The sequence below is a fragment of the Oscillospiraceae bacterium MB08-C2-2 genome (assembly GCA_035621215.1).
Taxonomy (GTDB): Bacteria; Bacillota; Clostridia; order Oscillospirales; family Ruminococcaceae; genus WRAV01.
Window position 1 is genome coordinate 2002693 of the sequence record CP141729.1, and the last position, 15311, is coordinate 2018003.

Below are 15311 nucleotides of genomic sequence, written 5' to 3' on the forward strand. Positions count from 1 at the left end.
TTGGCGCAGGCACTTTTTATTTGATAAAAGGGGTGCGTAGGGTTCCAATCCCCTGAATTTCCGCTTCCACCACATCGCCCGGCTTGAGCCAGAGCTGCCGCTCCTTAGGCATACCCATCACCACACCCTCGGGGGTTCCGGTGAAAATGATATCGCCGGGGCACAGGGTCATAAACTGGGAGGCATAACGGATAATTTCACAGCAATCAAAAATCATTTCCCGTGTGTTGCCCTTCTGGCGCTGCTCGCCGTTGACCCGGCAGGTTACCTCCAGATTGGCCCAGTCAAGGGAATCGGTGGTGGTCAGGTAAGGCCCAATGGGGCCAAAGCCATCCAAGGATTTTCCGATCAGCCACTGGCCGGAGCGGAACTGGAGATCACGGGCGGATATATCGTTGCCAACGGTAAAGCCAAACACATAGTCCATGGCCTTTTCCTTGGGGATAAAGCGCCCCTCACGCCCAATGACAATAACCAGCTCCGCTTCGTAATCATACTGGCCGGAAACCGCCTCCGGCAAAGAAACCGGCTGGTTGTGAGCCGCCAAGGCATTGGAAAACTTGCTGAACAAAATGGGGAACTTGGGCAGCTCGGCACTGCTTTCAGAAACATGCTTGTGGTAATTAAAGCCCACGCAAAGCATTTTGCCCGGCTGGATCACCGGTGCCCACTCTAGTTCGCTTGCCTGCCGCAGGTGCGCAGTCTCCAAAGGCAGAGCTTCCAGCCTGCGCAGCCCTTCTGCGCCCATTTCAATGGCCTGTGCCATCGTCAGAGGAACCCCACTTGCTTGGCCCGCCGCCTGCCGCACATCCAGAATTCCATTTTCAGTGACAACGCCAAGACACTCTATGCCTTTTTCATAAAAACTTGTCAGTCTCATTTTTTCAGCTCCTTTATAGAATAGTGAACCCCACCCTCTGCCTGATCAAAGACACTCGCCCCTGCCCACATTTGCATTGCAGGTTGGCGGGTTCCCACAAAGGGGAGTATATACCAGCGGTCTTTATGCCCAGTATAGCATATAATTTATGAAAAAGGGTGGAAATCCGGCCTTTTGATTTACAGAATATTCGAACCTTTTTTGTGTCTTTCGCGATCCTAAAAAGCTATAAAAAAACGTTCTGATTTTACAGCGCTGAAAAGCCATTGACACTTCCATCACAAGCAAAATCCTGAAAATAGAAATCGAAACTCTATTGCACAAAAAACAGGATAAAGCTTGGCCCCCGATTGTATATTTTGCAATTTATTTTTTTAGCACTTGCATTTTTTCCTCGGATGGGATACAATTTAAGAGTAATTGGGCGTAGTTTTCGAATTTTTGATGGAACATTCAAAAAATGACGGCTGACCTTGGGTTGGCTGTTGCTGTTTTCGGGAGGGGTTAGCGTGCCGTCTTCAACCGGGAATCAACAACTGAATAAAAAAAGTTTTGCAGATGCCTTTCAGTCTTTTGGGAAGGGATATATTGCCGCACAATATTAGCAGGGTTGTAACACGGGAGTGTTGCAGCCTTTTTGATTTTTTCGCTGATTTGTCAATTTAGCCTCCTCTGCCTCAGGCACTGGGAGCTTGTGTCTTTTGTTCTATTTATTTTGAAAGGGGACATGCATCAATGAAAAAAGTAGCTGTAATCATGGGAAGCGACAGCGATTATCCGGTTGTTGAACCGGCCATAAAAACCCTGCGGAAATTCGGTGTCCAAGCCGAGGCACGGGTTATGAGTGCCCACCGCACCCCCAAGGCCGCCTGTGCCTTTGCGGAAAGTGCCCGGGAAGCCGGTTTTGGGGTAATCATTGCCGCCGCAGGCAAGGCTGCACATCTGGCCGGTGTTCTGGCAGCTCACACCACTCTGCCCGTTATCGGCATTCCGGTGCAGGCCTCCGCTTTGGATGGCTTGGATGCCCTCCTTGCCACTGTGCAGATGCCCGCTGGGGTTCCGGTTGCCACCGTTGCTATTAACGGCTCAGAAAACGCCGCTCTGCTGGCTATCCAGATGCTGGCTCTCTCTGACGAATCACTGGCCGCTAAGCTGTCGGCGATGAAAAAGGAACAAGAGCAGTCGGTTCTGGCAAAAGACGCCGCCATGCAGGAAAAAACAAAACAAGCTTAATTCTTAATAAAATTAGGTGCATCTATCCTTTAAATCGGGCAGGATGCCATCAACCCATAAACAGTTTGAAAGGAATGGTTAATATGATGGAAAAAACACAGCAGCTTTATGAGGGAAAAGCCAAAAAAGTTTTCGCCACTGCCGACCCGGAGCTTTGCATTGTCTCCTATAAGGACGATGCCACCGCTTTCAATGGTCAGAAAAAGGGCACCATTGCAGGCAAAGGCTCCATTAACAACCGAGTAACCAACTATCTGATGGGCTTGCTGGCCAAGCAGGGCATCCCCACTCATTTTGTGGAGGAATTAAGCGACCGGGAGACTCTTGTCAAGCGGGTTACCATTGTTCCGCTGGAAGTGATTGTTCGCAACATCGCCGCCGGTTCCCTTTCCCAGCGTCTTGGCTTGCCCGAGGGCACCCGTATGGCCAAAACCGTGCTGGAATACTGCTATAAGGATGATGCACTGGGTGACCCCATGATCAACCAGTATCATATCTTCGCCATGGAGCTGGCTACCCCCGAGGAGCTGGAAATCATTGCGGATTACTCCTTTAAAATCAACAAGCTGTTGGGTGAATATCTCCACGATCTGAATATTGAGCTGATCGATTTCAAGCTGGAATTCGGCCGCACCACCGATGGCACCATTGTGCTGGCGGATGAAATCTCCCCCGATACCTGCCGCTTCTGGGATAGTGTTACCGGCGAAAAGCTGGATAAAGACCGCTTCCGCCGTGATCTGGGCGATGTGGAGCAGGCCTATGAGGAGATTCTCCACCGCCTCATGGGCAAATAAGTCTTGGAACAACCGCCGATCATCCAACAAGCAATTGAGGGAGAAAACTCTATGATGAATACCTTGCACGAGGAATGCGGTGTTGTGGGCATTTATGACCCTACCCGTGAGGATGCGGCCGTAAGGGCTTATTATGCAATGTACGCTCTGCAGCACCGTGGGCAGGAAAGCTGTGGCATTGCAGTGAATTACGATGGAGTGATCCGGGATCACAAGGATGTGGGGCTGGTTCCCGAGGTGTTTACCCGGGAGCAGCTGGAACGCCTTGGCCCCGGCAACATGGCGGTGGGCCATGTGCGCTATTCCACCACTGGCAGCCACAACCGGGCCAATGCCCAGCCTCTGGTGGTGCGCCATGTGAAAGGCACCATGGCACTGGCTCACAACGGCAATCTGGTTAATCATGCCTCCCTGCGGGAGCAGCTGGAATTGGGCGGGGCGATTTTTCACTCCACCAACGACAGCGAGGTGATTTCCTACATCATTACCAAGGCCCGCCTCACCTCCGGTTCCATCGAAAAGGCGGTGGAACAGGCCATGTTCGAGCTCAAGGGAGCCTATTCCCTTGTGGTGATGTCCCCCACCAAGTTGATTGCCGCCCGTGACCCCAACGGCTTCCGGCCTTTGTGCATCGGCCGGGTTGGTGAATCCATTATTTTCGCCTCCGAAAGCTGTGCGCTGGATACCATGGGGGCAACCCTGATTCGGGAGCTGAAGCCCGGTGAAATTGTGGTGGCGGATTCCGACGGCCTGCGCAGCATTGAAACCCACTGCGGCAGCAAGGGCAATCTGTGTGTTTTCGAGTTTGTCTATTTTTCCCGCCCCGATTCTGTTATTGAAGGGGCGGATGTTCACAAAGCACGCCAGCGTGCCGGCGCCTTTCTGGCACTGGAAAGCCCGGTTCATGCCGATGTGGTCATCGGTGTTCCCGATTCGGGGCTGGATGCGGCCTTAGGTTATTCCATGCAGTCCGGCATCCCTTATGGGGTAGGCTTCATCAAAAACCGCTATGTGGGGCGCACCTTTATCCAGCCCACCCAGAACCAGCGGGAGGATGCGGTAAAAATCAAACTGAATGTGATTGCCTCCACCGTTAAAGGCAAGCGGGTCATTATGATTGATGATTCCATTGTCCGGGGCACCACCAGCGGGCGTATTGTTAAGCTGCTGCGGGAGGCCGGAGCCAAAGAGGTTCATATGCGGGTATCCGCTCCTCCTTTCCTCAATCCCTGTTATTTTGGAACGGATATTGACAGCCGGGATCATCTGATTGCCTGCCAAAAAACCATTCCCCAAATCCGGGATTACATCGGCGTGGATTCTCTTGCCTATCTATCAGTGGAAAATGTGCAAAAAATTGCTGAGGGGGCAAACTGCGGCTTTTGCGTGGGCTGCTTCTCCGGCCGATATCCCATTGAGCCCCCGGAAGAAACCTGCAAAAATAAATTCGAGCAACCCCTCGGAAAGGCGGTAAAAGCATGAGTCAGAACAGCTTTAGTGAAAGCTACAAGGCAGCGGGGGTGGATGTCACCGCCGGGTATGAGTCGGTTCGGCTGATGAAAAGCCATGTTCAGCGCACCCTGACCAAAGGGGCTTTATCGGATATCGGCGGCTTTGGCGGCCTCTTTGAAATGGATTTAACCGGCATCTCCAACCCGGTGCTGGTTTCCGGCACCGACGGTGTAGGCACCAAGCTGAAAATCGCTTTCCGCATGGATAAGCATGATACCATCGGCATTGACTGCGTGGCTATGTGTGTCAACGACATCATCTGTTGTGGGGCAAAGCCGCTGGTCTTCCTTGACTATTTGGCCGTAGGCAAAAACGTTCCCGAGCGGGTGGCTGAAATTGTCTCCGGTGTGGCTGAGGGCTGTGTGCAGGCAGGATGCACCCTTTCCGGCGGGGAAACCGCTGAAATGCCCGGTTTCTATCCTGAAAACGAATACGATCTGGCTGGATTTTCGGTGGGTGTGGTGGATAAAGCCAAAATACTGGATAAGGATTCCATCCGTCCGGGGGATGCTCTGGTGGCTGTGGCCTCCTCGGGGCTTCACTCCAACGGCTTTTCGCTGGTTCGCAAGGTACTGGATATCGAAACCTGCGATCTTTCCGTATACTTCCCCGAACTTGGCACGACCTTGGGCGAAGCCTTGCTGACCCCAACCAAAATTTATGTTAAGCCTGTGCTGGCTTTATTGGAAGAAATCACAGTAAAATCCATCTCCCATGTTACCGGAGGCGGTTTTTATGAAAACCTGCCCCGTGCTCTCCCCGAGGGCATGACCGCTGTTATTGAGGAAAACTCTTGGGAAATCCCCGCTATCTTCCGTCTGATTGAAAAGGCCGGCGGCATTCCCCGGCGGGATATGCTCAATACATTTAATATGGGTGCCGGGCTTTGCTTAACTGTTCGCCCGGAGGATGCCGACCGTACAGTGGCTATTCTCAAGGAGCAGGGTGAGCAGGCTTGGATTATCGGCTCGGTGGCAGAGGGAAGCGAGGGGGTACGGTTTGTCTGAGCGTAAGAAAATCGCTGTGCTGGTCAGCGGCGGCGGCACCAACCTGCAAGCTCTCATTGATGCCCAACAGGCTGGCCAGTTGGGAAACGGCCGCCTTGCCTGCGTGATTTCCTCCCGGGCCGATGCCTTTGCGTTGAAAAGAGCCAAAAAGGCGGGCATCGAAGCCCTGACCCTTTCGGCGAAGTTTTTCCCCGGTGAGGCTTATGACCGTGAGCTGGTGCGTCTGCTCAAAGAGCGGGATATCCAGCTGGTGGTGCTGGCTGGCTTTCTTCGCATTCTGGGTGAACAATTGATTGCCGCTTTTTCCGGGCGTATTGTTAATGTGCATCCCTCCCTGATTCCTGCCTTCTGCGGCGCTGGATTTTATGGGCTGCGGGTTCACGAAGCAGCATTGGAGCGTGGGGTTAAAATAACTGGGGCTACCGTGCATCTGGTCAACGGCGTGGTGGATGGCGGCCCTATCCTGCTGCAAAAGGCGGTGGAGGTTGTGGAAGGGGATACCCCCGAAACCCTCCAGCGCCGGGTCATGGAGCAGGCGGAATGGGAGCTTTTGCCCCGGGCGGTGGCTCTTTTGTGCACCGATGAAATCAGATAACACAGACAGCAACTCTTTGACGGAGGTAATAATGATGAAAAAGCGTGCACTTCTCAGTGTTTCAGATAAAACCGGGGTGGTTGAATTTGCCCGGGAGTTGGAAGCCTTGGGCTTTGAGCTGCTTTCCACCGGAGGCACCGCCTCGGCACTCGAAAAAGCAGGAATCGCCGTTACCCAGGTTTCAGAAATCACCGGTTTCCCCGAATGTCTGGATGGCCGGGTGAAAACCCTGCACCCCATGGTTCATGCGGGAATTCTGGCCATGCGTGAAAACCCCACCCATATGGAGCAGCTTAAAGAGCTGGGCGTGGAGCCCATCGATTTGGTGGTTATCAATCTGTATCCCTTTAAGGCAACCATCCGCAAAGAAGGCTGCACCCTTGAGGAGGCCGTGGAAAACATCGACATCGGCGGCCCCACTATGCTGCGGGCAGCCGCTAAAAACTGGCAGGATGTAGCGGTTCTGGTTGACCCGGTGGATTATGCCCCCATTTTGGAGGCGCTGAAAAACGGCCGCATCACCCGGGAGCAGAAGTTTGCCCTTTCTGCCAAGGTCTTTGCCCATACCGCCGCCTACGATGCCCTCATTGCCGATTATCTTGGACGCAAGGCAGGCCTTGAAACCTTTGCCCCCGATCTCACTCTAACCTATGAGCGGGTGCAGACCATGCGCTACGGCGAAAATCCCCACCAACAAGCCGCTTTTTACCGGGAGATTTCCAGCCGGGATAATGTTCTTTCAGCCGCCAAGCAGCTGGGCGGCAAGGAGCTAAGCTACAACAACATCAACGATGCCAACGGTGCGCTGGATGTGCTTAAGGAGTTCGGCGAAACCCAGCCCTGCGCTGTAGCGGTCAAGCATGCCAACCCCTGTGGTGTAGGCGTGGGCGAAACGCTGGCTGAGGCCTTCCAGAATGCGTATGATGCCGACCCTGTCTCGATCTTTGGCGGCATCGTGGCTCTGAACCGTCCAGTGGATGGGCTGACAGCAGAAAAGCTCCACGGTATTTTTCTGGAAATTATCCTTGCGCCTGCCTATACCCCGGAAGCACTGGAAATTCTGCTGAAAAAGAAGAACCTGCGTGTTCTGGAGCTGCCCGGTCTGGCCAAAGCCAACGACAGCACCATGCTGGATATGAAAAAGGTGGCTGGCGGCCTGCTGGTTCAGCAGCTGGATACCTGCCTGCTGGAAGGCGAGCTAAAAACAGTCACCAAACGCACCCCCACCGCTTTGGAGCTGGAACAGCTGCTCTTTGCGTGGAAGGTGGTCAAGCATGTGAAATCCAACGGAATCGCTCTGGCTAAGGGCAATCGCACCACCGGCATAGGCCCGGGGCAAACCAACCGCATCACCGCTTTGGAGCTGGCGATCCGCTATGCCGGAGAAAATGCAACCGGCTCCGTGATGGCATCCGATGCCTTCTTCCCCTTTGCCGATTGTGTAGAAGCGGCAGCTAAAGCAGGGATCACCGCCATTATTCAGCCCGGCGGATCGGTGCGGGATGAGGAAAGCATCAAAGCCTGTGACGAGGCCGGTATCGCCATGGTCTTTACTGGGATGCGTCACTTTAAACACTAACCACAGTTTGCAACGAAACGCTGGAAAGGTTATGCTGTTCCCCGCCTAAGGCGGGGAACAGCATAAAAAGACTATACTCTAATACAATACTTTCCAGCTTAAATAGGGAGGATACAGCAGCATGAAGGTTTTGGTAGTGGGCAGCGGCGGCCGAGAGCACGCCATCATCCATAAGCTGGCCCAAAGCAACCCGGCCCCCCAGCTTTTCTGTGCACCGGGCAACGGCGGCATCGGGGCACAGGCCCAGTGTGTACCCATCAAGGTCACGGATTTGGAGGCCATGACCGCTTTCGCCCTAGAGCAAAGCATTGATTTTGTGGTGGTGGCCCCTGATGATCCTCTGGCGCTGGGCATGGTGGATGCGCTGGAAAAGGCGGGCATCCCTGCCTTTGGCCCCACGGCACTGGCGGCACAAATTGAAGCCAGCAAGGTTTTTTCCAAGAACCTGATGCGCAAATACAGCATCCCCACAGCGGATTTTGCTGTTTTTGACCAACCCGAGCAGGCCGGTGATTACATCCGCAGCCAAAACAGCTTCCCCACTGTTATCAAGGCGGATGGCCTTGCCTTGGGTAAGGGTGTTATCATCGCTCAGAATCTGGAGGAGGCACTGGAAGGCATCAAGTCCATCATGGAGGATAAGGTGTTCGGCGAAAGCGGAAGCCGGGTGGTGGTGGAAGAATTCATCACCGGCCCCGAGGTTTCAGTGCTGGCCTTCACTGATGGAAAAACGGTGCTCCCCATGATTTCCTCCATGGATCACAAGCGGGCACTGGATGGCGACAAGGGCCTTAACACCGGCGGCATGGGTGTCATTGCGCCCAACCCGCACTATACCCCCGATATCGCCGCCCAGTGTATGGAAACGATTTTTCTCCCCACCATCCGAGCCATGGCCGCAGAAGGACGCCCCTTTAAAGGGTGCCTATATTTCGGTCTGATGCTGACCCCCAAAGGCTCCCGTGTGATTGAATACAACTGCCGCTTTGGCGACCCAGAGGCACAGGCTGTGCTTTCTCTGCTGGAAACCGACCTGCTGGATATTCTCATGGCGGTGCGGGAAGAACGCCTGGCCGACATGGAAATTAAGTGGAAGCCGGGCGCCAGCGCTTGCGTGATTATGGCCAGCGGCGGCTACCCCGGCCGCTATCAAACCGGCTGTGCCATTGAAGGCCTAAATACCGCAGGCCAGCTGGAGTCGCAGGCGGATACCACCGTTTATCACGCCGGTACCCGCTTGGAAAACGGCCAATATCTGACCGCCGGAGGCCGGGTGCTGGGGGTTACCGCCACTGCCCCGAGCCTGCCCGCAGCTTTAGAAAAGGCCTATGCCGGTGTGGAGTGCATACACTTTGCGGATGCTCACTTCCGCCGGGATATTGGCGGCCACAGCCACTAAAGCATTGCACTCCTCTCATTTGCATATGAATATGAAGCCGGTTAGACCGCCTTTGGTGGTTAGAGGCTGATTGCCTCTGTTGAAAACCACGCGACGATTTTGAACCTATACAACTGTAGCAGCCAAACTTGAAAACGATGGCTTCGTTTTCAAGTTTGGCTGCTATATAAGCGGGCTTTTCGGCTTTCCGACACCGAGTAACACCGAATCCTTCTTCCTGCTCGGTGCCAATTCCTTTTGGAAATAACGTTCGCAGGCATAAAAGCGCCCGGACATTACCTCTAAGGTAAAGTCCGGGCGCTTTTCTAAATATTTGTGCTCACAAAGCCGAATTTACAGGGTTTTCAGCTTAGCGTAGTAGGCAATGGTGGTGGGGTTCTTAGGATCAGCGTTCTGATCCATCAGCTCTTTCACACCGGGGAAGGTGAAGCAATGCTTAACAACATCCTGATTCATGGTATCAAAGATAGCGGGCATATCCAGGTGATTATCTTTGGAAACCTGAGTCAGCATATTGCGGAATTTCTCCTGAGGAGCTTTGCGCTCGGGGGGATAGCCTCCACCAAACTCAACAGAAAGAAGTTCATCAAAAATCATGCGGAGGTTCACATCGCCGCCCCATCCGAAGCCCTTGTTCAGAGCCAAGGAAATGCAGTTACCAGCATTGATCTGGGGGAAGATATAAGCATCAGCAGGATCCAAAATCATGCCGCAGAACACACCGGGATACATGCAGGCAGAGTTAAAATAGCCCTGACCGGTGCCGCAGCCGCTGACAATGAAATCCACTGCTCCGGAATTGAGCAGAAGTGCTGTCAAAAGACCGTTATCAATGTAGTTGAGTTCGGGCTCTCCCTCGATATCTTTCATGCCGAGATTGTGAATCTCATGGCCGGGTCTGCCTTCCAGTGCCTTGACAACAAACTGGTTTTTTGCCTTGGTGCTCATTTCGGTCAGTATTGCTATTCTCATGGCTTAATTCCTCCTTGGTGATTGTGGCACCGCCAAATCGGCGCCGCCGGGGATTTTTTTCTCCCTTTAATTTTCTCACTGTTTGTCCCTAAAGTCAAGGCTAAAACATTCCCTTCGCCACCAAAGATCGGTTTTTAATATAAAATTCCCCAATCCATTTTCTAATAAAAACCTACATCGAGCCTGCTCCAGGGCTTCTTTCATATCAGGGCGCCTCTATATACATATCCTCTGTTTTTTTCTGTATATTTTGCAGCATCACTCTTGTGGCCTCAATTTCTGTCACATATCTGCCAATTTTATTCAGTTCCATAAGAGCATCCGTGATCCCATTAAACAAAATACAATAAGCTTTTTTATAATCCATCTCTTTACCCCTTTCTTGTATTATGATTAATATTAATCATAACGTACTATGATCATTATAAGACATAATGAAGAAAAGTAAAGGAGGAAAATCCCCATGATCTCATACGCACCGCTGTGGAAAACCATGAAAGCCAAAGGCGCAACCACCTATACTCTGCGCAACAAACGGAAGGATGAGTGCATCAATGGCTCCACCATTCTACGGCTGAAAAAAAATCAATCCGTCTCCACCAACACCCTGAATTCCCTGTGCAAAATTCTTGGCTGCACTCTGGCCGATGTGGTGGAATATATCCCGGATTAAGACCACTCAAATATGCCCGGACCTCAATTCATCTCAAGGATGTTTTGAAGCCCAGGCATTGTTTGGGACCCTATGAGACAGCAGCGGCCTGCCTTTGGGAGCAACCCCGGCAGGGCTGTTCCCAAATCAAAAACTTTTTGCAAAGCCTCTGGCAGGCATATATAATCGCAGGGCAAGAGCACCCGGCGCGGCTGGAGCTTAAGCGTTTCGAAATCGATCCGTCTGAGTCAGAATTACGGAACAATCAATTTATTCTTTTGAGCTACTGTCTTTTTTGCTGGATTCACTGGGAGGATTAAAGTAATTTTCGTTAAACAAAACGGCCGGATCGTTTGGGCGCAGCGCCTTGGCGGCCTCATGATGCAGCAGAGCTTTTTCACGATTGCCGATTCGATCGTAGCAGACACACAGCTGCATGTGGGGAATGTAGCCCCGATAATCTTCACGCACAAAGCCCCAGTTTACTCCGGGCTTAAGTTGGAGTGCCGTTTCATACCAGAAGATGGCTTTTTCCAACCGGTTGCTTTTCATATAAAGGCTCCCCAGCCGGCAGCAGATTTCCGGCCTGGGCAGGTCATAGGTAAAGCTTTTGTATAAGGCCTCCTGGGCCTTATCCGACTCATTTAATGCTGCGTAACAATCAAACATATCGCCGCAGGCATTGATTTTATCTTCAACCCAGCCGTCTTTGCGATCCAAGAACATTTGGTAGCGGCTGACAGCGGCCCGGTGCCGCTTGTGAGTCATCAGCTCACGAGCATAGTAATAACAGCCCCGGGTGGAAAGCTCTTCTCCTTTGGCCAGTATCGATTCATAGATGTGCAGGTTCCGGTCGGAGTGGATTCGGTTTTTATGCCCGTGAATAATAGCAATATCCAAGGTTTTGATATTGCCCCCTACGGCCAGATGCTCATGCACCGGCTCCTTCCACTGGAAGTTCTGGCTGCGCTTGGCAAGCCGCTCCCGGTAATAATGGAAGGTTGGCTTTCCCTGCTTATCAAAGGCAATATTATAAAGAAACATCACCGCATCCACATCGGGAGAAAGGGTTTCCTTCAGCTCGAGGATTTTGGCAATGTTTTCTTCATCCACAATGTCATCGGCATCCAGCCACATGATATAATCCTGAGTTGCAAGGGAAAATGCATAGTTCCGGGCAAGAGAAAAATCATCCTGCCACTCAAAATCATAAATACGATCGGTATATTTGGCCGCAACTTCTTTGGTCGCATCGGTGGAGCCTGTATCCACAATCACAACTTCATCCGCAAAGCGGGAAGCCCCATCCAGACAGCGGGCTAGAACCTCTTCCTCATTTTTAACAATCATGCAAAGACTGATGGTAATTGCCATTAAAACGCCTCCTATTTGCAGCAAAGCTCATTGTTCAGTGTATGCTTCCTCCCATCAGTTGGTGAATCTCCCAACACCAAAAAAGAACCCGGACAAGGAAAACGTTTGAAATCTCGTTTCCCTGCCCGGGTTTTGGCTAATTTTTATTCAATTCGCATCAGCACTGTATCGGCATAATAATGCTCAAGGATTTTATCAAAGGTATAGCCCTGCCGAGCCAGAAAATCCGCACCATATTGAGAAAGCCCCACCCCATGGCCGTAGCCGTAAACATCAAAGGTAAAGGTTCCATCCGCATAGGTAATATCTATGTTGTGGGAGCGCAGGTCAAAGGCTGTTCGCAAATCCTTGCCGTGGTATTGCTCACCTCCAATGGTCACCGCCGTGACATAACCGGAATCGCTCCGCTCAATGTCGGAAAACCACTCCTGCGGGTCGGCTTTGGGGTCAAAGCCGGCAAAACCGGCGGATAGCACCTCGGCCGTTTTTGCCTTGGAAAGCTTTTTCTCGGTGTGGTAATCGGGGGCATAATAATCCCCTTCGCTTTCCACCTGAACCAGATAGGGCGCTCCGTTGACCCAGACATTTTCAGCCGATTCTGTCAGCCCGGCAGACATGGCGTGATAAGCCGCCACAATGGGCTCTCCATCGTATTCCAGCACATAGGAAACCACCGAATCCGCGGCCTCGCAGACCTTCTTCCAATAAACATCAAAGCCATCGCCATAAAATTCCTTGGCCTGGGCCTCGGTGATATAAATCTTTCGGTTGATGGGGTCTGCGGCAAAATCCGCTCCCATAAGAGCCGGGTCGGGGTTTTTCTGCTGGGTCAGGCGCTGGTTCAGGGCAAAGGTATGGGCCGCCACCGCCTGTGCTTTCAGTGCCTCTGTATGAAAAAGGGCGGGCATTTCTGCCGCCACGGCTCCTCTTACATAATCCCGGAGAGAAACCTCCTCCACCGCACCGGTGGTCTGGTTGAGGATGCGAAAAGTCTCGGCCGAAGCGGCTGTGCTTTTTTTCGGTTCCTCTTTTTCCGGCTGGGATTGCTCCGGCAGCTCTTTAGAAGAGCTCTCGGAGGATGAGGCAGGCAGAACCGCATCCACCTGAGCGGCTGCCCCGGGGGTATGAACCGGGATTTTTTCTTTGGCAGGCGTGGCCACCCTAAAATTGAGGGCAATCATGGGAACAATTAGCAGCATCAACGCAAAAATTGCAATAAATGTCATCGCAGCCTTCATAATGAACCTCCTCGTCTTTTTGCACAAAAAACCGCAAATCCGCATTTTAACTATTGTTGTTGACTATGCCTCTTTAATAAGCTATAATATCTGATATTGATATTTGCATGATTTCATCTGTCAGACCCCTTAAATGATGAGGAGGCAACACCATGAACGAAACCTTGGGGACCAATAAGGCAAGCAGTATCGACATTAAGATTCTATGCGAGCAGAGCCGCAAGTATAACTACATTGTCCCTTCTGATTTCGAGAAGTATGGAATCAAAAGAGGGCTCCGCAACGCAGACGGAACCGGCGTGCCGGTGGGCATTACCCGTATTTGTAATGTACATGGTTATTTGATCGATGAGGGCGAGCGTATCCCTCAGGAAGGCCAACTTGTCTACCGTGGCGTGGATATTCGGGATATTATTGATGGCTGTGCCGCCGAGGGCCGCTATGGTTTTGAGGAAGTGGTGTGGCTGCTGCTGTTCGGCACCCTGCCCAACAAAGAGCAGGTAGGACTGTTTCAGGAGCTGATCGCCGCCAACCGGGTGCTGCCTGACAACTTTGTGGATGACCTGATTATTAAATCCCCTTCCCGCAATATAATGAATAAAATGGCCCGCTCGGTGCTGGCTCTTTATTCCTATGATGAAAACCCCGATGATATCTCTCTGGAGAATGTGATTCGCCAGTCCATCGAGATTTTGGCCCGCCTGCCCCTGATTATGGTGGAAGCCTATCAGGTGAAGCGCCGCGCCTATGACAACAAGAGCATGTATTTTCATACAGCTAAAGCCAATCTTTCGATCTCACAGAATATTCTGCGGATGCTGCGCCCCAACAAGCAGTTCACCGAGGATGAAGCCCGCTTGCTTGATCTCTGCCTGATTCTCCACGCAGAGCATGGCGGCGGTAATAACTCCACTTTTGCAACCCGGGTTCTCACCTCCACCGGCACCGATACTTATGCTTCCATTGCGGCGGGCATCGGCTCTTTGAAGGGCTTCCGCCACGGCGGCGCCAACCATAAGGTGCAGGCCATGCTGGAAGATATGAAGGCCAATATCAAGAACTATGAGGACGAAGACGAAGTCTTTGCCTATTTGATGAAAATGGTCAACGGTGAAGTGGGTGATGGCTCCGGCCTGATCTATGGTATGGGCCACGCTGTTTATACCCTCAGCGATCCCCGTGCGCTGATTCTAAAATCCCATGCTGAAAAGCTGATGGTTGGCACCGAAGTGGAGCAGGATTATAAGCTGCTCAATCTGGTGGAAAAGCTGACCCCTGAGGTTTTCTTCAAAAAACGTGGCGAACGCAAGGTGCTTTGCGCCAATGTGGATATGTATTCCGGGCTGGTTTATCAGATGCTGGGCATCCCGCCCGAGCTGTATACTCCTATCTTTGCGGTAGCCCGCACCGCCGGCTGGTGCGCCCACCGGATCGAGGAGATCATCACCAGCAGTAAAATTATTCGTCCTGCATACCGTGCTTTGGGCCGCAGTGCCCAGTATATTCCCCTTTCGGAAAGATAAGCTTACCCGAAAAAACAATGCAGCACCCCGAAACTGTCCCTTGCCGGGGCGGAGCAGCAAGCAAAGGGCCACGGAACAGAAGTGTTCCGTGGCCCTTTGCTCTGCCCTGAAAGGCTTTAATCGAGGTATTCTTCGGAAGGGCTGCTTTCCCCAGCGCTTATGTAGCCTTCCTCTGCCTTTTGCTGGGCAGCATGCAGGCGTTCAATAATATCGGTGACATCGTTGAACAGCCCATAATACAAAGCTTGGTAATCCGGCATGTTATCACCTCTTTTTTCACCGTACGGTGAAATTATAAATTATATTATGTCGCCAAATGGTATCTTTGTCAAGAGGTGATCGTATGTATTTCCAGCGACTTCGTGATTTAAGGGACGATGCCGACAAAACACAGGATGAAATTGCCCAATTACTAAACATGAAACGCACCGTATATTGGCGCTATGAAACTGGCGAGCGGGAAATCCCGGTCTGGGCTCTTATCAAACTGGCGCAGTATTACAATACCAGCGCTGATTATATTCTCGGCCTGAGCAATAAAAGGTAAAGG

At 51.9% G+C, this 15311-nt stretch carries 16 protein-coding genes; 10 read left to right on the forward strand and 6 right to left on the reverse strand.

Annotated elements, in window-relative coordinates; genetic code table 11:
- Positions 1 to 16: 16 nt before the first annotated feature.
- A complete protein-coding gene (locus U6B65_08895) occupies positions 17 to 880 on the reverse strand; it encodes a fumarylacetoacetate hydrolase family protein (GenBank protein ID WRS26461.1) in 864 nt (287 codons plus the stop codon).
- 735 nt (positions 881 to 1615) lie between these two features.
- Here U6B65_08895 and purE point away from each other — a divergent pair.
- The 7 genes from purE (at position 1616) to purD (ending at position 9002) form a co-directional block, all read left to right on the forward strand.
- Complete coding sequence (gene purE, locus U6B65_08900; GenBank protein WRS26462.1) at positions 1616 to 2113, forward strand: 5-(carboxyamino)imidazole ribonucleotide mutase; 498 nt, start codon at positions 1616 to 1618, stop codon at positions 2111 to 2113.
- A gap of 86 nt (positions 2114 to 2199) precedes the next feature.
- Positions 2200 to 2910 (forward strand): phosphoribosylaminoimidazolesuccinocarboxamide synthase, encoded by a 711-nt coding sequence (purC, locus tag U6B65_08905; GenBank protein ID WRS28930.1) that lies wholly within the window; start codon positions 2200 to 2202, stop codon positions 2908 to 2910.
- Between the two features lie 51 nt (positions 2911 to 2961).
- Positions 2962 to 4392 carry an amidophosphoribosyltransferase gene (gene purF, locus U6B65_08910; GenBank protein WRS26463.1) on the forward strand — a complete coding sequence of 477 codons (1431 nt, stop codon included), beginning with the start codon at positions 2962 to 2964 and terminating at the stop codon, positions 4390 to 4392.
- Complete coding sequence (gene purM / locus U6B65_08915) at positions 4389 to 5429, forward strand: phosphoribosylformylglycinamidine cyclo-ligase (protein WRS26464.1); 1041 nt, start codon at positions 4389 to 4391, stop codon at positions 5427 to 5429. Before purF ends, purM begins: the two co-directional genes overlap by 4 nt.
- Positions 5422 to 6024 carry a phosphoribosylglycinamide formyltransferase gene (purN, locus tag U6B65_08920; protein WRS26465.1) on the forward strand — a complete coding sequence of 201 codons (603 nt, stop codon included), beginning with the start codon at positions 5422 to 5424 and terminating at the stop codon, positions 6022 to 6024. The genes purM and purN overlap by 8 nt, the downstream gene beginning before the upstream one ends.
- 34 nt (positions 6025 to 6058) lie before the next feature.
- Entirely contained in the window at positions 6059 to 7603 is a 1545-nt protein-coding gene (purH, locus tag U6B65_08925; GenBank protein WRS28931.1) for a bifunctional phosphoribosylaminoimidazolecarboxamide formyltransferase/IMP cyclohydrolase, read from the forward strand.
- Between the two features lie 121 nt (positions 7604 to 7724).
- The gene (purD, locus tag U6B65_08930; GenBank protein WRS26466.1) at positions 7725 to 9002 is read left to right on the forward strand and encodes a phosphoribosylamine--glycine ligase; all 1278 of its coding nucleotides are present in this window, start codon (positions 7725 to 7727) and stop codon (positions 9000 to 9002) included.
- A gap of 333 nt (positions 9003 to 9335) precedes the next feature.
- On the opposite strand, the gene U6B65_08935 is transcribed toward purD, so the two are convergent.
- Positions 9336 to 9974 (reverse strand): RpiB/LacA/LacB family sugar-phosphate isomerase, encoded by a 639-nt coding sequence (locus tag U6B65_08935; GenBank protein ID WRS26467.1) that lies wholly within the window; start codon positions 9972 to 9974, stop codon positions 9336 to 9338.
- 205 nt (positions 9975 to 10179) lie between these two features.
- Complete coding sequence (locus tag U6B65_08940; GenBank protein WRS26468.1) at positions 10180 to 10341, reverse strand: hypothetical protein; 162 nt, start codon at positions 10339 to 10341, stop codon at positions 10180 to 10182.
- A 96-nt stretch (positions 10342 to 10437) separates the two neighbouring features.
- On the opposite strand from U6B65_08940, the gene U6B65_08945 reads away from it, so the two are divergent.
- The gene (locus U6B65_08945; GenBank protein ID WRS26469.1) at positions 10438 to 10647 is read left to right on the forward strand and encodes a helix-turn-helix transcriptional regulator; all 210 of its coding nucleotides are present in this window, start codon (positions 10438 to 10440) and stop codon (positions 10645 to 10647) included.
- Between the two features lie 249 nt (positions 10648 to 10896).
- On the opposite strand, the gene U6B65_08950 is transcribed toward U6B65_08945, so the two are convergent.
- Together U6B65_08950 and spoIID are read right to left on the reverse strand one after the other, a co-directional pair.
- Entirely contained in the window at positions 10897 to 12000 is a 1104-nt protein-coding gene (locus U6B65_08950) for a glycosyltransferase (protein ID WRS26470.1), read from the reverse strand.
- 143 nt (positions 12001 to 12143) lie between these two features.
- Entirely contained in the window at positions 12144 to 13238 is a 1095-nt protein-coding gene (gene spoIID, locus U6B65_08955; protein WRS26471.1) for a stage II sporulation protein D, read from the reverse strand.
- Between the two features lie 152 nt (positions 13239 to 13390).
- Here spoIID and U6B65_08960 point away from each other — a divergent pair, with 152 nt between their 5' ends.
- A complete protein-coding gene (locus tag U6B65_08960) occupies positions 13391 to 14761 on the forward strand; it encodes a citrate/2-methylcitrate synthase (protein ID WRS26472.1) in 1371 nt (456 codons plus the stop codon).
- Positions 14762 to 14877: 116 nt separating this feature from the next.
- Here the strand turns inward: U6B65_08960 and U6B65_08965 are convergent, their stop codons facing one another.
- Positions 14878 to 15021: a hypothetical protein gene (locus tag U6B65_08965; GenBank protein ID WRS26473.1), complete on the reverse strand. Its 144-nt coding sequence runs from the start codon at positions 15019 to 15021 to the stop codon at positions 14878 to 14880.
- Between the two features lie 83 nt (positions 15022 to 15104).
- Between U6B65_08965 and U6B65_08970 the strand changes: the two genes are divergently transcribed.
- Positions 15105 to 15308: a helix-turn-helix transcriptional regulator gene (locus U6B65_08970; protein ID WRS26474.1), complete on the forward strand. Its 204-nt coding sequence runs from the start codon at positions 15105 to 15107 to the stop codon at positions 15306 to 15308.
- Positions 15309 to 15311 lie beyond the last annotated feature (3 nt).

What these genes read in the sequence shown, in the direction of transcription:
- U6B65_08965 (WRS26473.1), bottom strand. Translation starts at nt 15,021, where the DNA reads ATGCCGGATTACCAAGCTTTGTATTATGGGCTGTTCAACGATGTCACC.
- purH (WRS28931.1), top strand. Translation starts at nt 6,059, where the DNA reads ATGAAAAAGCGTGCACTTCTCAGTGTTTCAGATAAAACCGGGGTGGTT.
- purE (WRS26462.1), top strand. Translation starts at nt 1,616, where the DNA reads ATGAAAAAAGTAGCTGTAATCATGGGAAGCGACAGCGATTATCCGGTT.
- purD (WRS26466.1), top strand. Translation starts at nt 7,725, where the DNA reads ATGAAGGTTTTGGTAGTGGGCAGCGGCGGCCGAGAGCACGCCATCATC.
- purF (WRS26463.1), top strand. Translation starts at nt 2,962, where the DNA reads ATGATGAATACCTTGCACGAGGAATGCGGTGTTGTGGGCATTTATGAC.
- U6B65_08960 (WRS26472.1), top strand. Translation starts at nt 13,391, where the DNA reads ATGAACGAAACCTTGGGGACCAATAAGGCAAGCAGTATCGACATTAAG.
- spoIID (WRS26471.1), bottom strand. Translation starts at nt 13,238, where the DNA reads ATGAAGGCTGCGATGACATTTATTGCAATTTTTGCGTTGATGCTGCTA.
- U6B65_08945 (WRS26469.1), top strand. Translation starts at nt 10,438, where the DNA reads ATGATCTCATACGCACCGCTGTGGAAAACCATGAAAGCCAAAGGCGCA.
- U6B65_08950 (WRS26470.1), bottom strand. Translation starts at nt 12,000, where the DNA reads ATGGCAATTACCATCAGTCTTTGCATGATTGTTAAAAATGAGGAAGAG.
- U6B65_08940 (WRS26468.1), bottom strand. Translation starts at nt 10,341, where the DNA reads ATGGATTATAAAAAAGCTTATTGTATTTTGTTTAATGGGATCACGGAT.
- U6B65_08895 (WRS26461.1), bottom strand. Translation starts at nt 880, where the DNA reads ATGAGACTGACAAGTTTTTATGAAAAAGGCATAGAGTGTCTTGGCGTT.
- U6B65_08970 (WRS26474.1), top strand. Translation starts at nt 15,105, where the DNA reads ATGTATTTCCAGCGACTTCGTGATTTAAGGGACGATGCCGACAAAACA.
- purM (WRS26464.1), top strand. Translation starts at nt 4,389, where the DNA reads ATGAGTCAGAACAGCTTTAGTGAAAGCTACAAGGCAGCGGGGGTGGAT.
- U6B65_08935 (WRS26467.1), bottom strand. Translation starts at nt 9,974, where the DNA reads ATGAGAATAGCAATACTGACCGAAATGAGCACCAAGGCAAAAAACCAG.
- purC (WRS28930.1), top strand. Translation starts at nt 2,200, where the DNA reads ATGGAAAAAACACAGCAGCTTTATGAGGGAAAAGCCAAAAAAGTTTTC.